At 49.9% G+C, this 20,131-nt stretch carries 19 protein-coding genes; 2 read left to right on the top strand and 17 right to left on the bottom strand.

Going from position 1 to position 20,131, the window contains the following annotated elements; translation table 11 throughout:
* Positions 1 to 83 precede the first annotated feature (83 nt).
* The 3 genes from IE094_RS09720 to IE094_RS09710 form a co-directional block, all read right to left on the bottom strand.
* Positions 84 to 1,208, bottom strand: coding sequence for a DNA alkylation repair protein (locus tag IE094_RS09720; RefSeq protein ID WP_189640498.1), 1,125 nt, complete (start codon positions 1,206 to 1,208; stop codon positions 84 to 86).
* Positions 1,209 to 1,985, bottom strand: coding sequence for an SDR family oxidoreductase (locus tag IE094_RS09715; RefSeq protein WP_189640497.1), 777 nt, complete (start codon positions 1,983 to 1,985; stop codon positions 1,209 to 1,211).
* A gap of 65 nt (positions 1,986 to 2,050) precedes the next feature.
* Positions 2,051 to 2,530 (bottom strand): hypothetical protein, encoded by a 480-nt coding sequence (locus tag IE094_RS09710; RefSeq protein WP_189640496.1) that lies wholly within the window; start codon positions 2,528 to 2,530, stop codon positions 2,051 to 2,053.
* 216 nt (positions 2,531 to 2,746) lie between these two features.
* Here IE094_RS09710 and IE094_RS09705 point away from each other — a divergent pair, with 216 nt between their 5' ends.
* Entirely contained in the window at positions 2,747 to 4,354 is a 1,608-nt protein-coding gene (locus IE094_RS09705) for a peptide chain release factor 3 (protein WP_189640495.1), read from the top strand.
* Here IE094_RS09705 and IE094_RS09700 read toward each other — a convergent pair.
* Both IE094_RS09700 and IE094_RS09695 read right to left on the bottom strand, forming a co-directional pair.
* The gene (locus IE094_RS09700; RefSeq protein ID WP_189640494.1) at positions 4,351 to 4,782 is read right to left on the bottom strand and encodes a hypothetical protein; all 432 of its coding nucleotides are present in this window, start codon (positions 4,780 to 4,782) and stop codon (positions 4,351 to 4,353) included. The two genes, IE094_RS09705 and IE094_RS09700, sit on opposite strands and share 4 nt — an antisense overlap.
* Positions 4,779 to 5,114 (bottom strand): hypothetical protein, encoded by a 336-nt coding sequence (locus IE094_RS09695; protein WP_189640493.1) that lies wholly within the window; start codon positions 5,112 to 5,114, stop codon positions 4,779 to 4,781. Before IE094_RS09695 ends, IE094_RS09700 begins: the two co-directional genes overlap by 4 nt.
* Before the next feature lie 200 nt (positions 5,115 to 5,314).
* Here IE094_RS09695 and IE094_RS09690 point away from each other — a divergent pair, with 200 nt between their 5' ends.
* Positions 5,315 to 6,796, top strand: a complete 1,482-nt coding sequence (locus IE094_RS09690) for a DEAD/DEAH box helicase (protein ID WP_189640492.1) — start codon at positions 5,315 to 5,317, stop codon at positions 6,794 to 6,796.
* 56 nt (positions 6,797 to 6,852) lie between these two features.
* Here IE094_RS09690 and IE094_RS09685 read toward each other — a convergent pair whose 3' ends face one another.
* Genes IE094_RS09685 through nuoG form a run of 12 tightly spaced genes read right to left on the bottom strand, consistent with a single transcriptional unit; the run spans position 6,853 to position 20,130 of the window.
* Positions 6,853 to 8,523: a ribonuclease J gene (locus IE094_RS09685; protein ID WP_189640491.1), complete on the bottom strand. Its 1,671-nt coding sequence runs from the start codon at positions 8,521 to 8,523 to the stop codon at positions 6,853 to 6,855.
* A gap of 1 nt (position 8,524) precedes the next feature.
* On the bottom strand, positions 8,525 to 9,292 hold the full coding sequence (locus IE094_RS09680; RefSeq protein ID WP_189640490.1) for a type III pantothenate kinase: 768 nt from the start codon (positions 9,290 to 9,292) through the stop codon (positions 8,525 to 8,527).
* 10 nt (positions 9,293 to 9,302) lie between these two features.
* On the bottom strand, positions 9,303 to 10,049 hold the full coding sequence (locus IE094_RS09675) for a biotin--[acetyl-CoA-carboxylase] ligase (RefSeq protein ID WP_189640489.1): 747 nt from the start codon (positions 10,047 to 10,049) through the stop codon (positions 9,303 to 9,305).
* Between the two features lies 1 nt (position 10,050).
* A complete protein-coding gene (gene nuoN, locus IE094_RS09670) occupies positions 10,051 to 11,490 on the bottom strand; it encodes an NADH-quinone oxidoreductase subunit NuoN (protein ID WP_189640488.1) in 1,440 nt (479 codons plus the stop codon).
* A 15-nt stretch (positions 11,491 to 11,505) separates the two neighbouring features.
* Entirely contained in the window at positions 11,506 to 13,059 is a 1,554-nt protein-coding gene (locus IE094_RS09665; protein ID WP_189640487.1) for an NADH-quinone oxidoreductase subunit M, read from the bottom strand.
* The gene (gene nuoL / locus IE094_RS09660; RefSeq protein ID WP_189640486.1) at positions 13,059 to 15,035 is read right to left on the bottom strand and encodes an NADH-quinone oxidoreductase subunit L; all 1,977 of its coding nucleotides are present in this window, start codon (positions 15,033 to 15,035) and stop codon (positions 13,059 to 13,061) included. The genes IE094_RS09665 and nuoL overlap by 1 nt, the downstream gene beginning before the upstream one ends.
* A gap of 6 nt (positions 15,036 to 15,041) precedes the next feature.
* Positions 15,042 to 15,347 carry an NADH-quinone oxidoreductase subunit NuoK gene (nuoK, locus tag IE094_RS09655; protein ID WP_189640485.1) on the bottom strand — a complete coding sequence of 102 codons (306 nt, stop codon included), beginning with the start codon at positions 15,345 to 15,347 and terminating at the stop codon, positions 15,042 to 15,044.
* Complete coding sequence (locus IE094_RS09650) at positions 15,344 to 15,958, bottom strand: NADH-quinone oxidoreductase subunit J (RefSeq protein WP_189640484.1); 615 nt, start codon at positions 15,956 to 15,958, stop codon at positions 15,344 to 15,346. The genes nuoK and IE094_RS09650 overlap by 4 nt, the downstream gene beginning before the upstream one ends.
* A 25-nt stretch (positions 15,959 to 15,983) precedes the next feature.
* The gene (gene nuoI / locus IE094_RS09645) at positions 15,984 to 16,475 is read right to left on the bottom strand and encodes an NADH-quinone oxidoreductase subunit NuoI (RefSeq protein WP_373295869.1); all 492 of its coding nucleotides are present in this window, start codon (positions 16,473 to 16,475) and stop codon (positions 15,984 to 15,986) included.
* The gene (locus IE094_RS09640; protein WP_189640483.1) at positions 16,475 to 17,062 is read right to left on the bottom strand and encodes a hypothetical protein; all 588 of its coding nucleotides are present in this window, start codon (positions 17,060 to 17,062) and stop codon (positions 16,475 to 16,477) included. The genes nuoI and IE094_RS09640 overlap by 1 nt, the downstream gene beginning before the upstream one ends.
* A gap of 2 nt (positions 17,063 to 17,064) precedes the next feature.
* Positions 17,065 to 18,102, bottom strand: a complete 1,038-nt coding sequence (gene nuoH / locus IE094_RS09635) for an NADH-quinone oxidoreductase subunit NuoH (RefSeq protein WP_189640573.1) — start codon at positions 18,100 to 18,102, stop codon at positions 17,065 to 17,067.
* 6 nt (positions 18,103 to 18,108) lie between these two features.
* Positions 18,109 to 20,130 carry an NADH-quinone oxidoreductase subunit NuoG gene (nuoG, locus tag IE094_RS09630; protein WP_189640482.1) on the bottom strand — a complete coding sequence of 674 codons (2,022 nt, stop codon included), beginning with the start codon at positions 20,128 to 20,130 and terminating at the stop codon, positions 18,109 to 18,111.
* Position 20,131 lies beyond the last annotated feature (1 nt).

Raw genomic sequence — 20,131 nt, 5'->3', positions numbered from 1 at the left:
AGCTTTTCCTGACAAAGCCGTGAACGCTGGGTCATCTCTCCAAATGTTTAAAATATCCATAAAAGCGATGGCGCATCCGCACGCTACGCGATCAATTCAAAATCCGTGCTCGCCAGCACACGCCCGTTTACTTGCAAATGCACGCGGTGCGCACCTGTAAACAATTTAAACGTCGTCGCGTTGGCAACCAAACGGTGGCGTTTACGCAGTTCAACCACCTGCCCTTCCTTGATCTCAAACTGTTTTAACTTGAACACTTTGGGCTTGCGCTCACCATTTGCTTTGACGAATTCTATTATGAAATCTACGATCAACGGCTCATCTTGCGTCGCTGTAATCGTGCTCGAAATCTCCAAATAATCATCCATTTTCACGCGCTTGGGCACGGTGACGCCCCCCACCGTCACCGCTGGATTTTCACGATACCCTAACAAGGACAACGCATTCATATCCCCCTGTTTGATCAATGTGCGCAGCGCATGTTTGCACATCCACGCCATCTCTTTTGCGTCCTGCGCTCCACGATTGCGCCAATCGTGCAATGTCGCCACCACCAATTCTGGGTCAATCTTGGAAATATCATTCAGGTGATTGGCAACTGATCGCGTCACAAACCGTGTCCGATCGGCATATAACTGATCCAACAGCGGTATCGTTTGCGTCTGTTCCAGCGCGACCTTCTTGCCCCACGGCAACACGGGGCGCGTGCTTTCGCTGACTAACCTGCGCACGTGATAATTGTCATCGCGCGCCCATTCATCAAATATCGCCAGCACCCGCTCGGGGTATCTGATCAAAAAATGCCGCATCGCAAATTCCACAGAAAAGCGGCGTGTAATTGCGTGTAACAACACCATTGATCGCTCAAAATGCTGATCATTCAGCCCGTGCATCACCACATATTCACTGAGAGGCGCAAAAATAAAGCTGCCAAAATCATCATCTGATTTGCTCGGATCGAGCTCTGGCGGCAATGCCGCTTCAATCCGATCCACTGCATTTGCAAAATCATCTGGTAAGAACCGCGTCAAACATTGCGCGATCCAGCCAATGCGCGCCATCAATTCCAGATCCAGCATCCGCTCCATCACGGCTGCAATAAACCCATCCCGATCAAATTCAGAATCTGATGCATGGAAAAGTTCAGCCAGATAAGTCACCCGATCAAGGTTGAACAACTCGTCTTTCAGGCTGAACTTTTCTGCCATTTAAATCGTCGCCAATGTCGCGCCACCGTCAAGCAATAGGTTTTGCCCAACGATAAACCCAGCCTGCGTTGAACATAAAAACGCGCAGGCCGCACCAAATTCAGATGCCTCGCCATAACGCCCTGCAGGAATGGTGCCCTCGCGGTTTTTACGCGCTTGATCCATGCTGATCCCTTGCGCATTGGACACGCCAGTATCCAAGGAAACCGCACGATCAGTTGCGTGAATCCCAGGCAACAGGTTGTTAATTGTCACACCGCTTCCGGCCACTTGGCGCGCAGTTCCTGCAACATAACCCGTCAACCCTGTGCGTGCGGCATTAGACAGGCCAAGTGCTGCAATCGGTGCTTTCACGGATTGGCTAGTGATATTCACCACACGACCCCAACCCTGTTCCATCATGCTTGGCAAACAGGCCTTCATCAACGCAATTGGTGTTAACATATTGGCGTCCAGCGCCTTGATGAAATCATCACGATTCCAATCAGACCACACACCGGGGGGCGGCCCACCTGCGTTGGTGACCAAAATATCTACATGGCCCGCCGCATCCAAAACCTGCTTTTGTCCCGCTTCGGTTGTGATGTCACACGCCACCGCAGTCACATCCACACCGTGTACACGCAATTTTTCTGCCGCCGCGTCCAATGTTTCTTGTGTCCGCGCACAAATCACCAAATCAACGCCCGCTTTTGCCAATGCCTCTGCACAGCCAAAACCAAGCCCCTTTGACGCCGCCGATACGATCGCGCGTTTGCCTTTGATTCCTAAATCCATAATGCATTCCTTCTGCTTTTGGCGCAGACTAACGCATCATCGCACCACGTCCAGCAGAAATGGCATTATCTGGGATCACCACCAATATTCATGAATTTCTGCATTTCAGACACAACTGTATGCATGGTCTCTGCGCGAAATATACCAAAACTGTGTAATGTGAACCCGACATTCGCATCCCGCACCCGAAACAACACGCGCCGCATCCCGCGATGATCACCGCGTAACCGCGCAAACCAGATCCCTGAGATATCCGATAACTCATATCGTGTTTCATCAGCCGCGCGCAGCGGGTGTTTATGGGAATGCAGCACCGCATTCTGTTGGCGATCTATTGTCATTACCGTGACAGGTGCAAAAAACATCAACCCTGCCATTGGCATCACGAAAAACAAAACCGCCCCAAAATAATCGCCCAGCTGCCCTGATACCACTTTGTAAATGAAATAAAAGCCAGCCAATAAAAACGCACCAAAAAACATGCGCATGACTTTATTGTCCTCACACACAACCATCCGATTACTGTCTTGTGATATTATTTTCATAATTCCCCCTTCCATTATATCTATGCCGCCACTGACAATTTACAAGCAAAGGCACCATTCCTAACACCGCCACACCCTTCCAAATGTTTTAAATATCCAAATGACAACATCTGCCAAAACACCCCACGCATGCCATACACTTGTCCGCCATTTGTCCGACAGATGTCACACAGTGTTTTCTTGCCCTTCCTATAAACCTTATCTATACGCAGCCTCATGTTAGATCGCGCAGATAATTCATTCGTTTTGCCCCCCGAAATTGATCGGCGGCGCACATTCGCCATCATCTCTCACCCCGATGCGGGGAAAACCACTTTGACGGAAAAATTTCTGCTCTATGGTGGTGCGATTCAGATGGCTGGACAGGTGCGCGCCAAAGGCGAAGCACGCCGCACACGTTCCGATTTCATGCAAATGGAAAAGGATCGCGGCATTTCCGTATCCGCATCCGCTATGTCCTTTGAATTCAAGGATTTCTGGTTCAATCTGGTGGACACACCCGGTCACTCAGATTTTTCCGAAGACACCTATCGCACACTCACCGCCGTTGACGCTGCCGTCATGGTGATTGACGGTGCCAAAGGTGTTGAAAGCCAAACGCGCAAATTGTTCGAGGTCTGTCGCCTGCGCGATATGCCGATCCTGACGTTCTGTAATAAAATGGATCGCGAGAGCCGTGAAACATTTGATATTATTGACGAAATCCAAGAAAATCTTGCAATTGATGTCTGTCCTGCGAGTTGGCCAATTGGTGTTGGTCGTGAATTTTTGGGCTGTTACGATCTGTTAAATGATCGCCTCGAATTAATGGATCGCTCTGATCGCAATGTGATCGCGGAAAGCGTTGAAATCAACGGCTTGGATGATCCAAAACTGGCCGAACATGTGCCTGCGAACTTGCTTGAAAAATTCTTGGAAGAGGTCGAAATGGCACGCGAATTGCTGCCAGAATTCGACCACCAAGCATTCCTTGATGGCACGTTGACCCCAATCTGGTTTGGCTCTGCGATCAATAGCTTTGGCGTGCAGGAATTGATGGAAGGCATCGGAAAATTTGGCCCCAAACCACAGGTTTGCCCATCCGACGTACGCCCAATTTCCCCTGATGAGTCAAAGGTTTCGGGATTTGTGTTCAAGGTTCAAGCCAATATGGACCCCAAACACCGCGACCGCATTGCATTCGTGCGTTTGTGCGCCGGGCATTTCAAACGCGGCATGAAATTAACCCACGTGCGCAGCAAAAAAATCATGGCCATCGCCAGCCCTATGTTGTTCCTCGCATCAGATCGTGAATTGGCCGAAGAAGCATGGGCAGGCGATATTATCGGCATCCCCAACCACGGCCAATTGCGCATCGGTGATGCCCTGACCGAAGGCGAAATGCTGCGGTTCGCAGGCATCCCCTCATTCGCACCCGAATTGCTGCAATCCGTACGCGCCACCGACCCGATGAAGGCAAAACATCTGGACAAAGCATTGACCCAATTCGCCGAAGAAGGTGCTGCCAAGCTGTTCAAACCGATGATCGGTGCGGGCTGGATTGTGGGCGTTGTGGGCGCGTTGCAGTTCGAGGTTTTGGCATCACGCATCGAATTGGAATACGGCATTCCCGTGCGATTTGAACAAACCCAATTCACATCGGCCCGTTGGTTAACCGGTCCGAAAGAAAATGTTGATAAGTTCATTGATGGAAACAAGGGGCATATGGCAACGGATCATGATGGTGACCCCGTTTATATGACCCGCTTACAATGGGATATTGATCGTGTGGAACGTGATTTCCCTGAACTGAACCTGACTGATATCAAAACGGTGATGGTTTAACCTGCGGGCGCGGTGTTTCGCGCCCGATCACGCCGTGCCACGCTGCGGTCACCCTGCCACCATTGCCATGCATCGCGCAGATCAAACAGGATGGATATCAGATTCACCCAAAAGATAATCGCGATAAACGCACCGTACTTGTAATCGACATCCGCCCCCACCAACGGGTATGCGACGATCAACAACGGTATCCAAAATATCAGATGCGGTATCGCCATCGCCTTGGAAAACCCACGTTGAACCAACATGATCACAGCGTTCATCGCCAAGCCTAAAAACGCCAGCAACCCAATTAACCAGCCCATAGGATCGAACAAAAAGTTGGATGACAGAACATTCACAGGCACCAATATTAGCGCGATCCACAATTGCACCCAAAGCGGTAATGCGCGAAAGCTTTGCCAAATATCCAACAGGTAACGGATCACTTGGTTTCCCAACCAACCACGATTTCATCCTCTAGGTAAACACGCGTTCCATAACGGTTTTTACCTTTTTCGTCGTATTTCATTTCATGTTTAGTTTTAGTTTTCATTACCACTTCATCCAGATCAGCGGGAATGCCCCAGACATCCACAACCATATCCATGGTCATGCCACGCGCAATGCGCCCTGCCATCATGCTGTTCACCATTTCAACATCGTTGTATCGTTTCATCCACAACGCACGTCGCCCTGCGCGCCACGCCATGCGCAACATGATCAATGCGATAATTCCAACCACAATCGCGGCCACGAAATAAATAAACCAATCTGGCATAGCGCCCCCAAACATCAATATCTGTCCACTATATAGGCAATTTTGTCGCGCAAACAATCTTAACCACACCTGTTCTTTTCGCCAGATTGACATATGCGTAAAATCCTTTAAATCATGCCCAGAGGATATGATGACACTTCGGTCATCGGGCCGCGATGAGCATGCGGCAATTATTAATGCCGCAACTAAACGCGAGAAATATGACAAAATTTATAGATTTGGGCCTGTCTCCAAAGGTCCTAAAAGCAATAGCCGATGTTGGCTATGATACCCCCACCCCCATCCAAGCCGAGGCAATACCCCCCGCATTGGAAGGACGCGATGTTTTAGGCATTGCGCAAACGGGTACGGGCAAAACGGCGGGCTTTACCCTGCCAATGATCCACAAATTGGCACGGGGTCGCGCACGCGCACGGATGCCACGCAGCCTTGTTTTGGCGCCGACCCGCGAATTGGCGGCACAGGTTGCGGAAAACTTCGAGCTTTATGCGAAATACGTAAAACTGGATATGGCCCTGTTGATCGGTGGCGTATCGTTTAACGAACAAGATAAGCTGATTGATCGCGGCGTTGATGTGTTGATCGCAACACCAGGTCGTTTGTTGGATCATTTCGAACGTGGCAAACTGTTGCTTACGGGTATTGAGATCATGGTGGTGGACGAAGCTGACCGTATGTTGGATATGGGGTTCATTCCCGATATTGAACGTATTTTCAAACTGACACCTTTCACCCGACAAACCCTGTTTTTCAGCGCGACAATGGCACCTGAAATTACGCGGATCACACAAGAGTTTTTGCAAAATCCAACACGGATCGAAGTCGCGCGCCAAGCAACGACTTCGGAAAATATAGAACAAAAAGTTTGCTGTTTCAAAGCGCCAAATCGCAAAGTCGAGGCGAAGGTGAAACGCGATACATTGCGCGCAATTATCGAGAGCCAATCCGAAACGCTGACCAACGGTATTATCTTTTGCAACCGCAAGGTTGATGTTGATATCGTTCTGAAGTCATTGAAAAAACACGGCTATAACGCAGGCGCCATTCACGGCGATCTGGATCAGCGTTACCGCATGGAAGTGCTGAACGGATTTCGCAATAACGACATTCAATTGTTGGTCGCATCTGATGTGGCGGCGCGTGGTTTGGACATTCCGAATGTATCACATGTCTTTAACTATGACGTTCCAATCCATTCCGAAGACTACGTCCACCGTATTGGCCGCACAGGTCGCGCAGGGCGTAGTGGCTGGGCGTTCATGCTTTGCCTACCCCACGAGCAAAAGCATCTGGACAAGATCGAAGAATTGGTGAAACAGCCCATTCCACGTATTGATGCGCCTATTGCAGAAACGCCAAAATCAACACGCGCGCCAAAGGCCGATAAACCAAAACACGACCAAAAAGAAAAACCGCAACGCGCCAAGCCACAACAGGCCAAGCCAGCAGCGGACAAAACCGACAAGCAAGATAAAGCACCTGCGAAACAGCAACCGGAAAAGAACGATCAAAACAATCGTCAAAAACAGCCGCGCAATCACAAACAAGAACCAAAGAACACGGTCAAAGGCATGGGCGACCATATGCCCGCATTTATGACGCAATCCTTTGATTTTGTGAAAAAAGACCCAGCGCCTCAAAATGTATCGGATGAAGACACCGATACAAACGACGACGCATAATCAACGCAAATTTTGAAAAATTTAGGGCGCTTGGTACCAAACCAAGCGCCCTTATTTTATGCGGCTTCTAAACGGTTGATCAAAACCTTGACCACTGGTTTTTTACCTGTTTCGTCTTTGCACACTTTGCGCACAGCACGTTCGGTCAACTCTTCGACCTTGTTATCATCGCCCAATGATTTTGCATTGGCGGCCATCAACGCTTGTTCAACCATCGCTTCGATTTGTTCGGCCAGATCATCCTCGATCGGGTTGGTTTCTGGTAAACCCGTTGGTTCGGCCCAAACGCCAAGCAATTCTTTTTCTTCGATCACCAGTGATACGGAAACCATGCCGCGCGTTGCCATGCGGATACGTTCCAACACCACTCCGTGCATCGCACCGATCAAACGTGTACCGTCCAGATAAACGCGCCCAGTTTCGATGTGATCATATGTTGCCGGGGCTTTGCCAGTGATATCCAGCATCGTGCCATTGGCCGCAACCGCTGCATTGATGCCCTTGGATTCGGCCAAATCAGCATGTTCACGCAGATGGCGGAATTCACCATGCATCGGGATCAACATATTGGGTTTCAACAGGTCATGAATACGTTCCAAATCGGGGCGATTGGCATGGCCCGATACGTGATAAATCCCAGCACTATCATCAATTACATTCACCCCTTGCATCGCAAAGCTGTTGATAATACGCCCAACGGATTTTTCATTGCCCGGGATGGTTTTGGATGAAAACAGGAATGTATCATCCTCTTTCAACGTGATGCCCAGATATTTACCGTTAGCCAATTGGCCAGATGCCGCGCGACGTTCGCCTTGGCTCCCTGTCACGAGTAACATCAAATGATCGCGTGGCACGTCTTGGATGTCTTCCAGTGGAATGGTGGGTGGAAAATTATCCAACACACCCGTTGATTGGGCATATCCCAACATGCGTTGCATTGAACGCCCCAACACGCAGACAGAACGCCCTGCATCAACACCCGCTTGCGCCAATGTGCGCAGACGCGCGATGTTGGATGCAAATGTGGTGGCGACAACCATGCCGCTGGCACCTTTGATCATTTTGCCAAGTGGTTCGGGTAATGTCGCCTCTGAACGCCCTGGCTGGGTGCTAAAGACATTCGTACTGTCACAGACCAACGCGTGCACGCCCTGTTTGCCAAGCTCTGCGAACAGCGCTGCGTTAAAGGGTTCGCCAACCATTGGGCTTTCGTCCAGTTTCAAATCCCCCGTGTGAACGATGCGCCCTGCTGGCGTATCGATCACCAAACCAGATGCCTCCGGTATGGAATGGGATACGGGCAAGAAACCGATCTTCATTTCGCCACATGTCACCTGTTCTGGATATGGACCGACAACCTCAACCAAATTTGGGTCTTGGCCGCGTTCTTCCATTTTGGCGCGTGCAACCGCACCTGTGAATTTGCGACAATAGATCGGTGCTTTCAGGCGGGGATATAACAGGCCAATCGCACCGATATGGTCTTCGTGCGCGTGGGTGATGAAAATACCATCCAAACGATCCGCACGTTGTTCGATATACGCAGGGTCCGCCATGATCAGATCAACACCAGGCGTGCCATCCATATCGGGGAATGTCACACCCACATCCACCAGAATAAAGCGTTCCTTACCCGCAGGGCCATAGCCGTACAGATACATGTTCATGCCAATTTCGCCCGCACCACCCAGTGGCAGGAACACCAATTTATTTTTCGAAGTCATATTATGTGTCGTTTCGTTCTGCGATCAACTTTAACCCATGCAGGGTCAAATCTGTTTCTAAGTTATCAAATATGTCTGTGCCACGTTCAAACAACGAGGCCAAGCCGCCTGTGCCGATGATTTTCATCTTGCGTGGGTGTTCGGCGCGGATTTGTTTACATATCCCTTCAACCAACCCGACGTAACCCCAAAACACGCCCGATTGCATACATTCCACTGTATTTGTCCCAATCACCTTGTCTGGCATTGTAACGTCGATATGTGGCAATGCTGCGGCAGCGGCGTGCAATGCCTCCATCGACAGGTTCACGCCGGGTGCAATCACACCACCGATATATGCGCCATCTTGGTCAACCACGTCAAACGTGGTGGCCGTGCCAAAATCCACGACAACCAAATCGCCGCCGTATAAATCATGCGCCGCAACGGTATTAACCAATCGATCTGGCCCCACGGTCGTGCCCGCATCGACGCGCACATCAATGCCCAATTCGGTTTCAGGTTTACCAACCACAATCGGGCGACAATCGAAATAGCGGTCTGATAGGACACGAATATTAAACACTGCGCGTGGCACGGTAGAACTGACAATCACACGATCAAGCGTTGCCTTGATCCCGTTTAAGTCCATCAACTGTTTGAGGAATACATAATATTCATCCGCCGTGCGTTTCGCCACGGTTTCACAGCGCCAAGATGCGATGAATTCTTTACCATCGTGAATGGCAAAAACCGAATTTGTATTCCCAATATCGATGGCCAATAACATTTGGTATCCTTTAGGTGAAAAAGATTTCGGCGGCGTGAATTGCACAGCGCCCTTTGGCGGTTTGTAATATAACCGCGCCTGTTTGGTCTAGCGTCTCGAACGTGCCAACGGTATCACCTTTTGGCGTGCGCGCAACAATGGTTTCCCCCAAGCGTGCGGCATGTGCCAACCAATCACTACGGGTGCTGTCAAAACCATTTGCACGGAATTGCGTTTCACGGGCATCATATGCGGGTGCCAGCGCATCCAAGAAACGTTCTGCGCTGATGTTCAGGCCAACATCGCCAAGCAACGATTTTGCAGGTGTCGCGGTGGTTTCCATTTTGTCAGGCTCGGGCGCATGGGCAAGGTTTACACCGATACCGATGCAAATATGGCTGGGCCCGACACCCGCCGTTTCCAACAGAATGCCCGCAACCTTGCCACCATCTAGCAATACATCATTTGGCCATTTTAATGATAATCGATCCGCCGACACACCCACATCAATCAGCGCATCGTATAATGCAAGTGCGGCGACAAAGCTGCGCAATGCAACCGTGTTCAAATCATCCTTGATATCTGCCAGATACGTCGCAGCAAAATTGCCCCGCTGCGTTGACCACGCACGCCCGCGACGCCCAACGCCATCCGTTTGTTCATGGGCCATGATCCAAACGGGCGACGCGCCATCATTAACGATCGCGCGTGCATAAATATTGGTGCTGTCGATGGTATCAAATACGCGGCGGCCCACGCCGGTGGGCCAGCCATTCATTTTAGCGCAACAAGCTCGCGGCGGCGTTGGCGGCCAAACCTTCGATCCCGAATAGGTTCACAATACCCGCGATCATCACAAACGCAGATGCCATCAAGGCCACGTAGTGCAATGTTGGCATTTTACCGTTCAAGGCATCCGCCTCTTCGCCAAAATACATCAGATAAATGATGCGCAGGTAATAAAACGCACCGATCACTGATGCAATCACACCCGCAATGGCCAGCCAAGCCAGATCGGCCTGCACCGCCGCTTTCAGAACATAAAATTTACCAAAAAAACCAACTAGTGGTGGGATACCCGCAAGTGAGAACATCAATGCGGCAAGTGCTGCTGCGCGCAATGGTTCTTGGCGAGAATAAAGACCAAGCGCGGAAATATCCGTCACCGGATTGCCGTCTTTTTCCATGTTCAGGATAAACGCAAACACACCCACATTCATCACCACATAGATCACCATGTAAATCAGCAATGATTGCACGCCCAGCTCTGTACCCGCAGCCAAACCCATCAGCGCAAACCCCATATGAGAGATCGATGAATAAGCCATCAGACGTTTGATGTTGGTCTGTCCAATTGCCGCAATCGCGCCCAAGAACATCGACACAACAGATAGGAATGCAACGATCTGTTTCCAATCAGATACCGCGCCACCAAATGCATCATGTACGACGCGTGCAAACAGACATGCGGCGGCAACCTTTGGTGCGGTTGCGAAAAACGCGGTCACGGGTGTTGGCGAGCCCTCGTAAACATCGGGCGTCCACATGTGAAACGGTGCGGCAGAGATTTTGAACCCCATGCCGACGCACATGAACACAAGGCCAAACAACATGCCAAGCCCAAGTTCGCCGTCGTGAATGGTAGATGCGATGCCCGCAAACTGTGTGGTTCCCGCATAACCGTAAACCAGTGATGCACCGTACAACAGCAAACCAGATGACAACGCGCCAAGCACAAAATATTTCAAACCCGCCTCGGTTGAACGCAGGCTATCACGGCGAAATGCCGCAATCACGTAAAGAGACAGCGATTGCAATTCCAACCCCATATAAAGCGCCATCAAATCACCCGACGATACCATCATCATCATACCAACATTGGCCAATGCGATCAGGACAGGAAATTCAAATTTCAACAGATTGTTACGGCGCAGATATTCCTGTGACAGCAACAACATAATGGCAGATGCAAATAACATCACAACCTTGGCAAAACGCGAAAACCCATCATCGATGAATGCGCCACGAAATGCGCTACGCGATACATCAACGTCAGCAGCAATCCACAGCCCCAAGCCCGCCATTACCAACGCAGTCAGCCAAAAAATGGTGCCCGCCAGACGATCCTTGCCGCCATATACGGCGACCATGAGGATAAACATGGAATAGCCTGCCAGAATGATTTCTGGCAAAACGATTTTGATATCTGTGCCGATCATGTCAGTCACCCTTAATTAATGCGACACAACAGGTGCGACGGTTTCAACCACGCCCTGTGCTGTCGCGACATTGTCTAACAAATTGCTTACCGCTGGGCCAATCAGATCCAGAACCAATGCAGGATAAACACCCAACAGAATGGTCATCACGATCAATGGTGCCATCATCAGCTTTTCGCGCGTATCCATATCGGCGATTGATTTCAGACTTTCCTTGATCAAATCACCAAACACCACACGACGATACAGCCAAAGCGCATAGGCCGCCGACAGGATCACACCCGTGGTTGCACCAAATGCAACCCATGTGTTTGCTTGGAATGCACCAACCAGTGTCAGGAATTCACCCACAAACCCAGATGTGCCTGGCAAACCAACATTGGCCATGGTGAACAACATGAATACCAGCGCGTAAACGGGCATACGCACAACCAAACCACCATATGCGTCGATATCGCGTGTGTGCATCCGATCATAGATCACACCAACAGCCAAGAACAACGCACCAGAGATAAAGCCGTGGCTGATCATTTGGAAAATCGCACCATCAATACCCTGTTGGTTCATCGCAAAAATACCCATGGTAACGAACCCCATGTGAGCGACGGATGAATAGGCAATCAGCTTTTTCATGTCTTCTTGCATCATCGCCACAAGCGATGTGTAAATGATTGCGATCACAGACAGGGTCATCACGAAATCGGCCAGAATTGCAGATGCCTCAGGGAACATAGGCAAGCTAAACCGCAAGAACCCATAACCACCCATTTTCAACAGAACCGCCGCCAAAACAACAGAACCCGCTGTTGGCGCCTGAACGTGTGCGTCGGGCAACCATGTATGCACGGGCCACATCGGCATTTTCACCGCGAATGATGCAAGGAATGCCAAGAACAGCAATGTTTGAATACCACCAACAATGGTAATCCCAAGGATGGTGAAATCCGCGCTGTCAAATGTATGTGTGTTCAACAATGTTGGAATATCGGTCGTACCCGCATCCCACCACATATACAGCATCGCAACCAGCATCAAAACGGAGCCAAGCAATGTGTAGAGAAAAAATTTGAACGAAGCGTAAATGCGTTCTTTGCCGCCCCAAATACCAATGATCAAGAACATCGGGATCAGGCCTGCTTCGAAAACCACATAGAACAGGATCATATCAAGCGCACAGAAAACCGCGATCATCAGGGATTCCAAAACCAAGAAAGCGATCATGTATTCTTTGACGCGGTGTTCAACCTTCCAACATGCGCCAATCACGATGGGCATCAAGAATGTGGTCAACATCACGAACAGGACCGAAATCCCATCAACACCAACCTTGTATTGCAAACCTGCAAGCCATTCGTGGGTTTCCACCAATTGGAACCCTGTGTTGTTTTTGTCAAAACTGGTCAGGATAAAGATCGACGCCACAAAGTTGGCAATCGTTGCCACCAGCGCCAACACCTTGGCATTATGCTGTGCCGCAGCATCTTCGCCACGCAGAACAAACATCAGGATAAACGCTGCCACCAAAGGCAGGAATATCACAAGGGACAAAAGACTGTCAGTCAAGGCCATTAGTGAGCCCCCCCAGTAATCGCAAAGTAAGTGATAATCGCCGCGAGCCCGAGGAACATCGCAAATGCATAATGGAACAAGTAACCAGATTGCGCCCGCCCTGCCCATTTGGTCAGGAATGGAATAATCCCCATGGCCAAGCCGTTGATGCCACCATCAATCACCTTGCCATCGCCCTTTTTCCACAAGAACCGACCAAGAGCCTTGGCTGGGTTTACAAAAATCAAATCGTACAATTCGTCGAAATACCATTTGTTTTGCAAAAACGCATACAACCCGCTGTGTTGCTCTGCCAATTTCGCAGGTGCCGTTGGTTTTTTGATATACATGATCCATGCCAAGATGAAGCCAGACAACATCGCAACAAACGGTGAAACCTTGACCCAGTTTGGCACGCTATGCGCATCATGGATCACGTGGTTGGTGTCGTGGTTTGCGTAAACCGAATGACCAAAGAATTCTTCAACGTGGTGGCCAAAGAAATCTTCATACCACAACATGCCTGCAAAAATCGCACCCAGCGCCAAAACCGCCAATGGGATCAACATCACCATCGGGCTTTCATGCGCATGTTCATGTGTATGCTTGTCACCACGCTCTGTGCCATAAAAAGTCAGAAAGATCAGGCGCCATGAATAAAAGCTGGTCATGGCCGCGGCAATCACCAACATGATAAATGCATATTGCGCAGGACCCGCACCCGCAGCGAACGTCGATTCAATGATCGCATCCTTGGACAAGAAACCCGCGAAACCGATATGTGTCAGCGGGATACCAACACCCGTAATCGCCAATGTGCCGATCATCATCGCCGCAAATGTATAAGGGATCTTTTTGCGCAGGTTACCGTAATTGCGCATATCCTGTTCGTGGTGCATCGCATGGATCACAGACCCCGCGCCCAAGAACAACATTGCCTTGAAAAACGCGTGAGTGAACAAATGGAACATCGCCACTGGATAGGCACCGATACCCGCCGCCACAAACATATAGCCAAGCTGTGAACAGGTGGAATATGCAATCACGCGTTTAATATCGTTTTGCACCAAGCCAACGGTTGCGGCGAAAAACGCCGTCGTTGCACCGATCACGATAATAAAATTCGGGGTGAATGTGGCGTATTCCATTAGTGGTGACAAACGACACACCATGAAAACACCCGCCGTTACCATCGTCGCCGCGTGGATCAAGGCGGACACAGGTGTCGGCCCTTCCATCGCGTCTGGCAACCATGTGTGCAAGAACAACTGTGCTGATTTACCCATCGCACCGATGAACAGCAACATTGTGATCACTTCGAGAGCGTTGATATCCCAGCTTAGGAACCGAATAGTTTGCTGTGAAATTGCCTCGGCCGTATGGGGATCAAGAATTTCGGAAAAATTGATGCTCTTGGTCAGGAAATACAGACCAAAAATACCCAATGAAAAACCAAAGTCACCCACACGGTTCACAACAAACGCTTTGATCGCCGCTGCATTCGCCGTTGGTTTGCGGTAATAAAAACCGATCAACAGATATGATGCAACGCCCACACCTTCCCAACCGAAAAACAGTTGCAACAGGTTATCAGCCGTCACCAGCATCAACATCGCCCAAGTAAAGAACGACAGATAAGCAAAGAAGCGCGGCTTATACCTTTCGCCTTCTTTCCACTGGGGATCGTCGGCCATATAGCCCCATGAATACAAGTGCACCAATGATGATACGGTTGTAATCACGATCAACATAATCACGGTCAAACGGTCAACGCGGATGGCCCAATCGGTGGACAATCCACCGCTTTCAACCCAGCGCATCAACGGGATCACATGGTCATTGCCATGGAATGTTAAAAACGCGACCCAAGACAGGATTGCGGACAGAAACAACAAACCCGTTGCCACCATCATCGCCGCTTTTTCGCCGATCATCCGATGGCCGAAACCACAGATAAGCGCACCAACAAGCGGAGCAAAAAGAAGTATTTGTTCCATTGCCCCTTAACCTTTCATTACGTTGACATCTTCAACAGCAATCGTGCCACGATTACGGAAGAAGCAAACCAAAATCGCCAGACCAATCGCGGCCTCTGCCGCCGCAACTGTCAGCACAAACAGTGTGAAAACCTGCCCCGTCAAATCCCCATGATGGGCGGAAAAGGCAACCAGGTTGATATTCACCGCAAGCAACATCAATTCGATCGACATCAAAATGACGATCACGTTTTTGCGGTTTACAAAAATTCCGAAAATGCCGGTCACAAACAAGATCGCGGCGACGGTAAGATAATGTTCAACTGGTATCATAGTCCCTGCCCCGGTTTTACGTTTTTGATTTCCATAGTTTTCGCTGGATCACGATGCATCTGTGTTTGAATATTTTGGCGTTTCACATCCGTGCGATGACGCAATGTCAAAACAATCGCACCGATCATCGCCACCAACAGGATCAAACCAGATGCTTGGAATAGATAGATATAATCAGTGTAAATCACTGACCCCAGTGCAATCGTGTTATGTTTTTCTGCCAAATCCGGTGTTACCGATTGACGAAGCGCCTCTGCGTTATCGGCCACGTTCCAATGGCCAAATACCAATCCCAATTCGATCAACAACACCGCGCCAATGGCCAAACCAAACGGCAGGTATTTGGCCATACCGCCCTTAAGTTCCACAAAATCGACATCCAGCATCATCACCACGAACAAGAACAAAACCGCGACAGCGCCGACGTAAACAATCGCCAAAATCATCGCGACAAATTCCGCACCGATCAGGATGAACATGCCAACCGCGCTAAAGAATGCCAAAATCAACCACAGCACCGAATGCACTGGGTTGCGTGCCAATACGACGAACAGCCCCGAACAGACCGCAACAATCGCAAATAAGTAAAAGGCAAGAAGTGTAATGCCCATAAGATGTTTCCCCTATCTGTATCGCTTACCGGTACGGTGCGTCTAATTCGATGTTACGTGCGATTTCCGCTTCCCAACGTTCGCCATTGGATAACAATTTATCCTTGTCGTAGAACAGCTCTTCGCGGGTTTCTGTGGAAAATTCGAAATTTGGCCCCTCGACGATGGCATCCACTGGGCATGCTTCTTGGCAGAAGCCACAGTAAATGCATTTTGTCATGTCGATGTCATAACGTGTTGTACGCCGTGATCCATCATCGCGCGGTTCCGCATCAATGGTGATGGCCTGTGCGGGGCAAATTGCCTCGCAGAGTTTACATGCGATACAACGCTCTTCGCCGTTGGGATAACGGCGCAATGCGTGTTCACCACGAAAACGCGGGCTTAACGGCCCTTTTTCATGGGGATAGTTCAGCGTCGCCTTGGGGCGAAAAAAGTATTTCATTCCCAATTTAAAACCGACAATGAAATCCGCTAGCAAAAAGTATTTCGCCGAGCGCGCATAATCAAACGCCATCAAATCCGTCCTTTATATTCTGCAAGCATTTTTGCAGGAAGTTGTATCGCCAGCTCTTCTTTCATTTGGAAATGTGTCACAACATCATCCCAATGTCCGCCCTTTTGTGTGTTGTTCAAACTCCACAAAGCGGATTCAGCGCATGGCGCGTTATTCAGTTCGTCACATGCCTGTGCACGCAACAATTGGAACGCCGCATAGTTATGGCGCACCTTTTCATAAGAATAGTCATCTTCGAAACCAGCGCGGAAACGCTCGTTATAAAAATCCAGCGTCCAAATCGCATTCTCCGCTAGAAATTTACGAAACGCAGGGCGGCCAGTTTGCAATGTTTTGAACGAAGACACTTCGAACAATTCAGCAAATCGTGCCAACTTTGCAGCGTCGTTTTTATACAGATGTTCCATCATATCCATGGATGTCAGAACCTGTGTTGATGCCATCACCACGCAAACATCACGCTTGGCCACCACACAATCCTCTGCCATCGCATGAAGCGATATTGTTTCATCCCCAACGTCAGCCGCCATCGGCGAGACCATAAGGCCAATCGCAAACGACAATGATGTTGTTAATCGACGCAACATAATTAACCCCCAACAACCCAGCGTGCATAGGCACCGCCAAAGGCACCGAATTGTGCAAAGAATGCCACGATCACGACCCAAGCCAATGACATTGGCAAGAATACTTTCCAACCCAAGCGCATCAATTGGTCATAGCGGTAACGCGGTGTAATCGCCTTGACCATTGCGAACATGAAAAAGAAGAACGCCATTTTACCGATCAACCACAATGGGCCGTCTGGCAATCCCGGGATTGGTGACAACCAACCACCAAAGAAGAACAACGATGTCAGCGCACACATCAACCAAATCGCCAGATATTCACCGATCATGAATAACAAGAATGGTGTTGATGAATATTCAACCTGATACCCCGCCACCAATTCTGATTCCGCCTCTGGCAAATCAAACGGTGGGCGGTTGGTTTCGGCCAATGCCGAGATAAAGAACAGGAATACCATTGGGAAGTGTGGCAACCAATACCAGCTGAGCGCGCCGTAATTGCCATCTTGGGCTTTTACGATATCAACCAATGACAACGAACCCGTTGAAATGATGATGCCCACGATGATGAAACCAATGGAAACCTCGTATGAAATCATCTGTGCGGCGGAACGCAAGCTGCCCAGAAATGGGTATTTCGAGTTGGACGCCCAACCACCCATAATCACGCCGTAAACTTCCAGCGAACCAATCGCGAAAATATAAAGGATTGCAATGTTTAGATCCGAAACAATCCATGTTTCGTTAAACGGAATAACCGCCCAGATCACCACAGGCAGCACAAATGCAATCATCGGTGCCAGCAAAAACACGGTTTTATCCGCACCCGCAGGTATCACCACCTCTTTGACGATATATTTCACAAAATCTGCGATCAACTGAAACAGACCCCAAGGGCCAACAACGTTTGGACCGCGGCGCATCTGAACTGCACCCCAGATTTTACGATCGCCATACACAAGGAACATCGCACACACCAACAAGAACCCAATCACAGCCAGACACTGTGCAAGGATGGTCACGAAAATTCCAAGATTTGTTTCGAAAAAGCCCATGATCAATTCCTATTCCGCTGCAAGTGCTGCTGATTTGCGTTCTGCTGCATTTCGCGCAAGCTCTGCCATAACTTCGGATGCACGTGCAATCGGGTTTGTGAGGTAATGTTCCGAAATCGCATATTTAAATGCACCTTTGCCCAATTTCTTGGGTTTCAATGCCGCGCCTTCGTTTTCTGGCACCATATCAATCGCACCCAGATGCGGATATTGCGCAAAAAGTGCCGCGCGAAGCTGTGCTAGACTGTTATATGGCAATGTCGCGCCCAATTCGGCGGACAAGGCGCGTAAAATTGCCCAGTTTTCGCGTGCATCACCAGGTGCAAAGCCTGCGCGCGCTGTCATTTGCGCACGCCCCTCGGTGTTTACAAAAATACCGCTCTCTTCTGTGTATGCCGCCGCTGGCAGGATAACATCGGCACGATGCGCACCACGATCACCATGTGACCCTTGGTAGATCACAAATGGGTTGTCGGCGATTTCAACCTCATCCGCGCCAAGGTTGAAAACCACATCTGGGCTTTTCAACGCGGTTTTAATTCCGCCTTTGGTGACAAAATCAATATCCATGCCACCCACACGTGCCGCGGCTGTGTGCAAGATCAACAATTTGCTGTCTGTATTGCTGGCCAATTGTTGTACCGCGGCCAATACCGCGTCACCATCCGCGCCTTGCAATGCGCCTTGGCCGACAATCACAATGGATTTTTTCTTCTTTGTCGCGGCGCTGATTTTCTTGGCAACCAAGCCTTCCAACGCGGCGCGATCTGTGCCGACATGGGCGTAATCATATGTCAAATCAATCGCATCGCCAACCAAACCAACGGTTGCGCCGTTGATCCATGCCTTGCGGATACGCGCATTCAACACAGGTGCTTCCGCGCGTGGGTTGGTGCCGATCAATTGGATCATTTCCGCATCATCAATATCAGCGATGGTTGCGGTGCCAACATATGCGGCGCGATTGCCTGCTGGTAATTTCGCATCATCAACGCGACATTCCACATTGCCACCCAAACCGGTGACCAATTCTTTTAGTGCAAACATCGCCTCAACAGGGGCAACATCGCCCGCGATTGCAGTAACTGATTTGCCTTTTACGGCCTTGGCGATTGCTTTGAATGCTTCGTCCCATGTTGCAGGTTTCAATTTACCACCCTTGCGAACATATGGGCGATCCAGACGTTGACGGCGCAGACCATCCCAGATGAAACGGGATTTATCCGATAGCCATTCCTCGTTCACACCATCATGGTTGCGCGGCATAATGCGCATCACTTCGCGACCTTTGGTATCCACACGAATGTTGGACCCAAGCGCATCCATCACATCAATCGTTTCTGTCTTTTTCAATTCCCACGGACGCGCCGTGAATGAATATGGTTTCGATGTCAGCGCACCAACAGGGCAAAGATCAATGATGTTGCCTTGTAACTCGCTGTCCAAGGTTTGGTTCAAATACGATGTGATTTCCGCATCTTCACCGCGCCCCGTTTGGCCCATCTGTGTGATGCCAGCGACCTCTGTTGTGAAACGCACACAACGCGTGCATGAAATACAACGCGTCATCTGTGTGCCAACCAATGGCCCCAGATCCAAATCTTGGGTGGCGCGTTTTGGTTCGCGGAAACGTGAAAAATCAACGCCATATGCCATGGCCTGATCTTGCAAATCACATTCACCACCCTGATCGCAAATCGGGCAATCGAGCGGGTGGTTGATCAACAAAAATTCCATCACGCCTTCACGTGCCTTTTTCACCATTGCCGATGTGGTTTTCACCACGGGCGGTTGGCCTTCTGGGCCGGGGCGCAAATCGCGCACCTGCATCGCACAGGATGCGGCGGGTTTTGGTGGGCCACCTACGATTTCCACCAAACACATACGACAGTTACCAGCAATCGTCAGACGCTCGTGATAGCAAAAGCGCGGTACTTCGATGCCCGCCACTTCGCAGGCTTGCAGCACAGTCATTGCGCCGTCCACTTCGACTTCGTTATCGTCGATGATTACTTTGCGTAGGTTTGTCATT

The organism is Paramylibacter ulvae (assembly GCF_014652655.1).
Taxonomy (GTDB): domain Bacteria; phylum Pseudomonadota; class Alphaproteobacteria; order Rhodobacterales; family Rhodobacteraceae; genus Amylibacter; species Amylibacter ulvae.
Note: the sequence above shows the minus strand (reverse complement) of the source record. Positions and strands in the feature narration are given on the sequence as shown.

What these genes read in the sequence shown, in the direction of transcription:
- IE094_RS09720 (WP_189640498.1), bottom strand. Translation starts at nt 1,208, where the DNA reads ATGGCAGAAAAGTTCAGCCTGAAAGACGAGTTGTTCAACCTTGATCGG.
- IE094_RS09715 (WP_189640497.1), bottom strand. Translation starts at nt 1,985, where the DNA reads ATGGATTTAGGAATCAAAGGCAAACGCGCGATCGTATCGGCGGCGTCA.
- IE094_RS09710 (WP_189640496.1), bottom strand. Translation starts at nt 2,530, where the DNA reads ATGAAAATAATATCACAAGACAGTAATCGGATGGTTGTGTGTGAGGAC.
- IE094_RS09705 (WP_189640495.1), top strand. Translation starts at nt 2,747, where the DNA reads ATGTTAGATCGCGCAGATAATTCATTCGTTTTGCCCCCCGAAATTGAT.
- IE094_RS09695 (WP_189640493.1), bottom strand. Translation starts at nt 5,114, where the DNA reads ATGCCAGATTGGTTTATTTATTTCGTGGCCGCGATTGTGGTTGGAATT.
- IE094_RS09690 (WP_189640492.1), top strand. Translation starts at nt 5,315, where the DNA reads ATGACAAAATTTATAGATTTGGGCCTGTCTCCAAAGGTCCTAAAAGCA.
- IE094_RS09685 (WP_189640491.1), bottom strand. Translation starts at nt 8,523, where the DNA reads ATGACTTCGAAAAATAAATTGGTGTTCCTGCCACTGGGTGGTGCGGGC.
- IE094_RS09680 (WP_189640490.1), bottom strand. Translation starts at nt 9,292, where the DNA reads ATGTTATTGGCCATCGATATTGGGAATACAAATTCGGTTTTTGCCATT.
- IE094_RS09675 (WP_189640489.1), bottom strand. Translation starts at nt 10,049, where the DNA reads ATGAATGGCTGGCCCACCGGCGTGGGCCGCCGCGTATTTGATACCATC.
- nuoN (WP_189640488.1), bottom strand. Translation starts at nt 11,490, where the DNA reads ATGATCGGCACAGATATCAAAATCGTTTTGCCAGAAATCATTCTGGCA.
- IE094_RS09665 (WP_189640487.1), bottom strand. Translation starts at nt 13,059, where the DNA reads ATGGCCTTGACTGACAGTCTTTTGTCCCTTGTGATATTCCTGCCTTTG.
- nuoL (WP_189640486.1), bottom strand. Translation starts at nt 15,035, where the DNA reads ATGGAACAAATACTTCTTTTTGCTCCGCTTGTTGGTGCGCTTATCTGT.
- nuoK (WP_189640485.1), bottom strand. Translation starts at nt 15,347, where the DNA reads ATGATACCAGTTGAACATTATCTTACCGTCGCCGCGATCTTGTTTGTG.
- IE094_RS09650 (WP_189640484.1), bottom strand. Translation starts at nt 15,958, where the DNA reads ATGGGCATTACACTTCTTGCCTTTTACTTATTTGCGATTGTTGCGGTC.
- nuoI (WP_373295869.1), bottom strand. Translation starts at nt 16,475, where the DNA reads ATGGCGTTTGATTATGCGCGCTCGGCGAAATACTTTTTGCTAGCGGAT.
- IE094_RS09640 (WP_189640483.1), bottom strand. Translation starts at nt 17,062, where the DNA reads ATGTTGCGTCGATTAACAACATCATTGTCGTTTGCGATTGGCCTTATG.
- nuoG (WP_189640482.1), bottom strand. Translation starts at nt 20,130, where the DNA reads ATGACAAACCTACGCAAAGTAATCATCGACGATAACGAAGTCGAAGTG.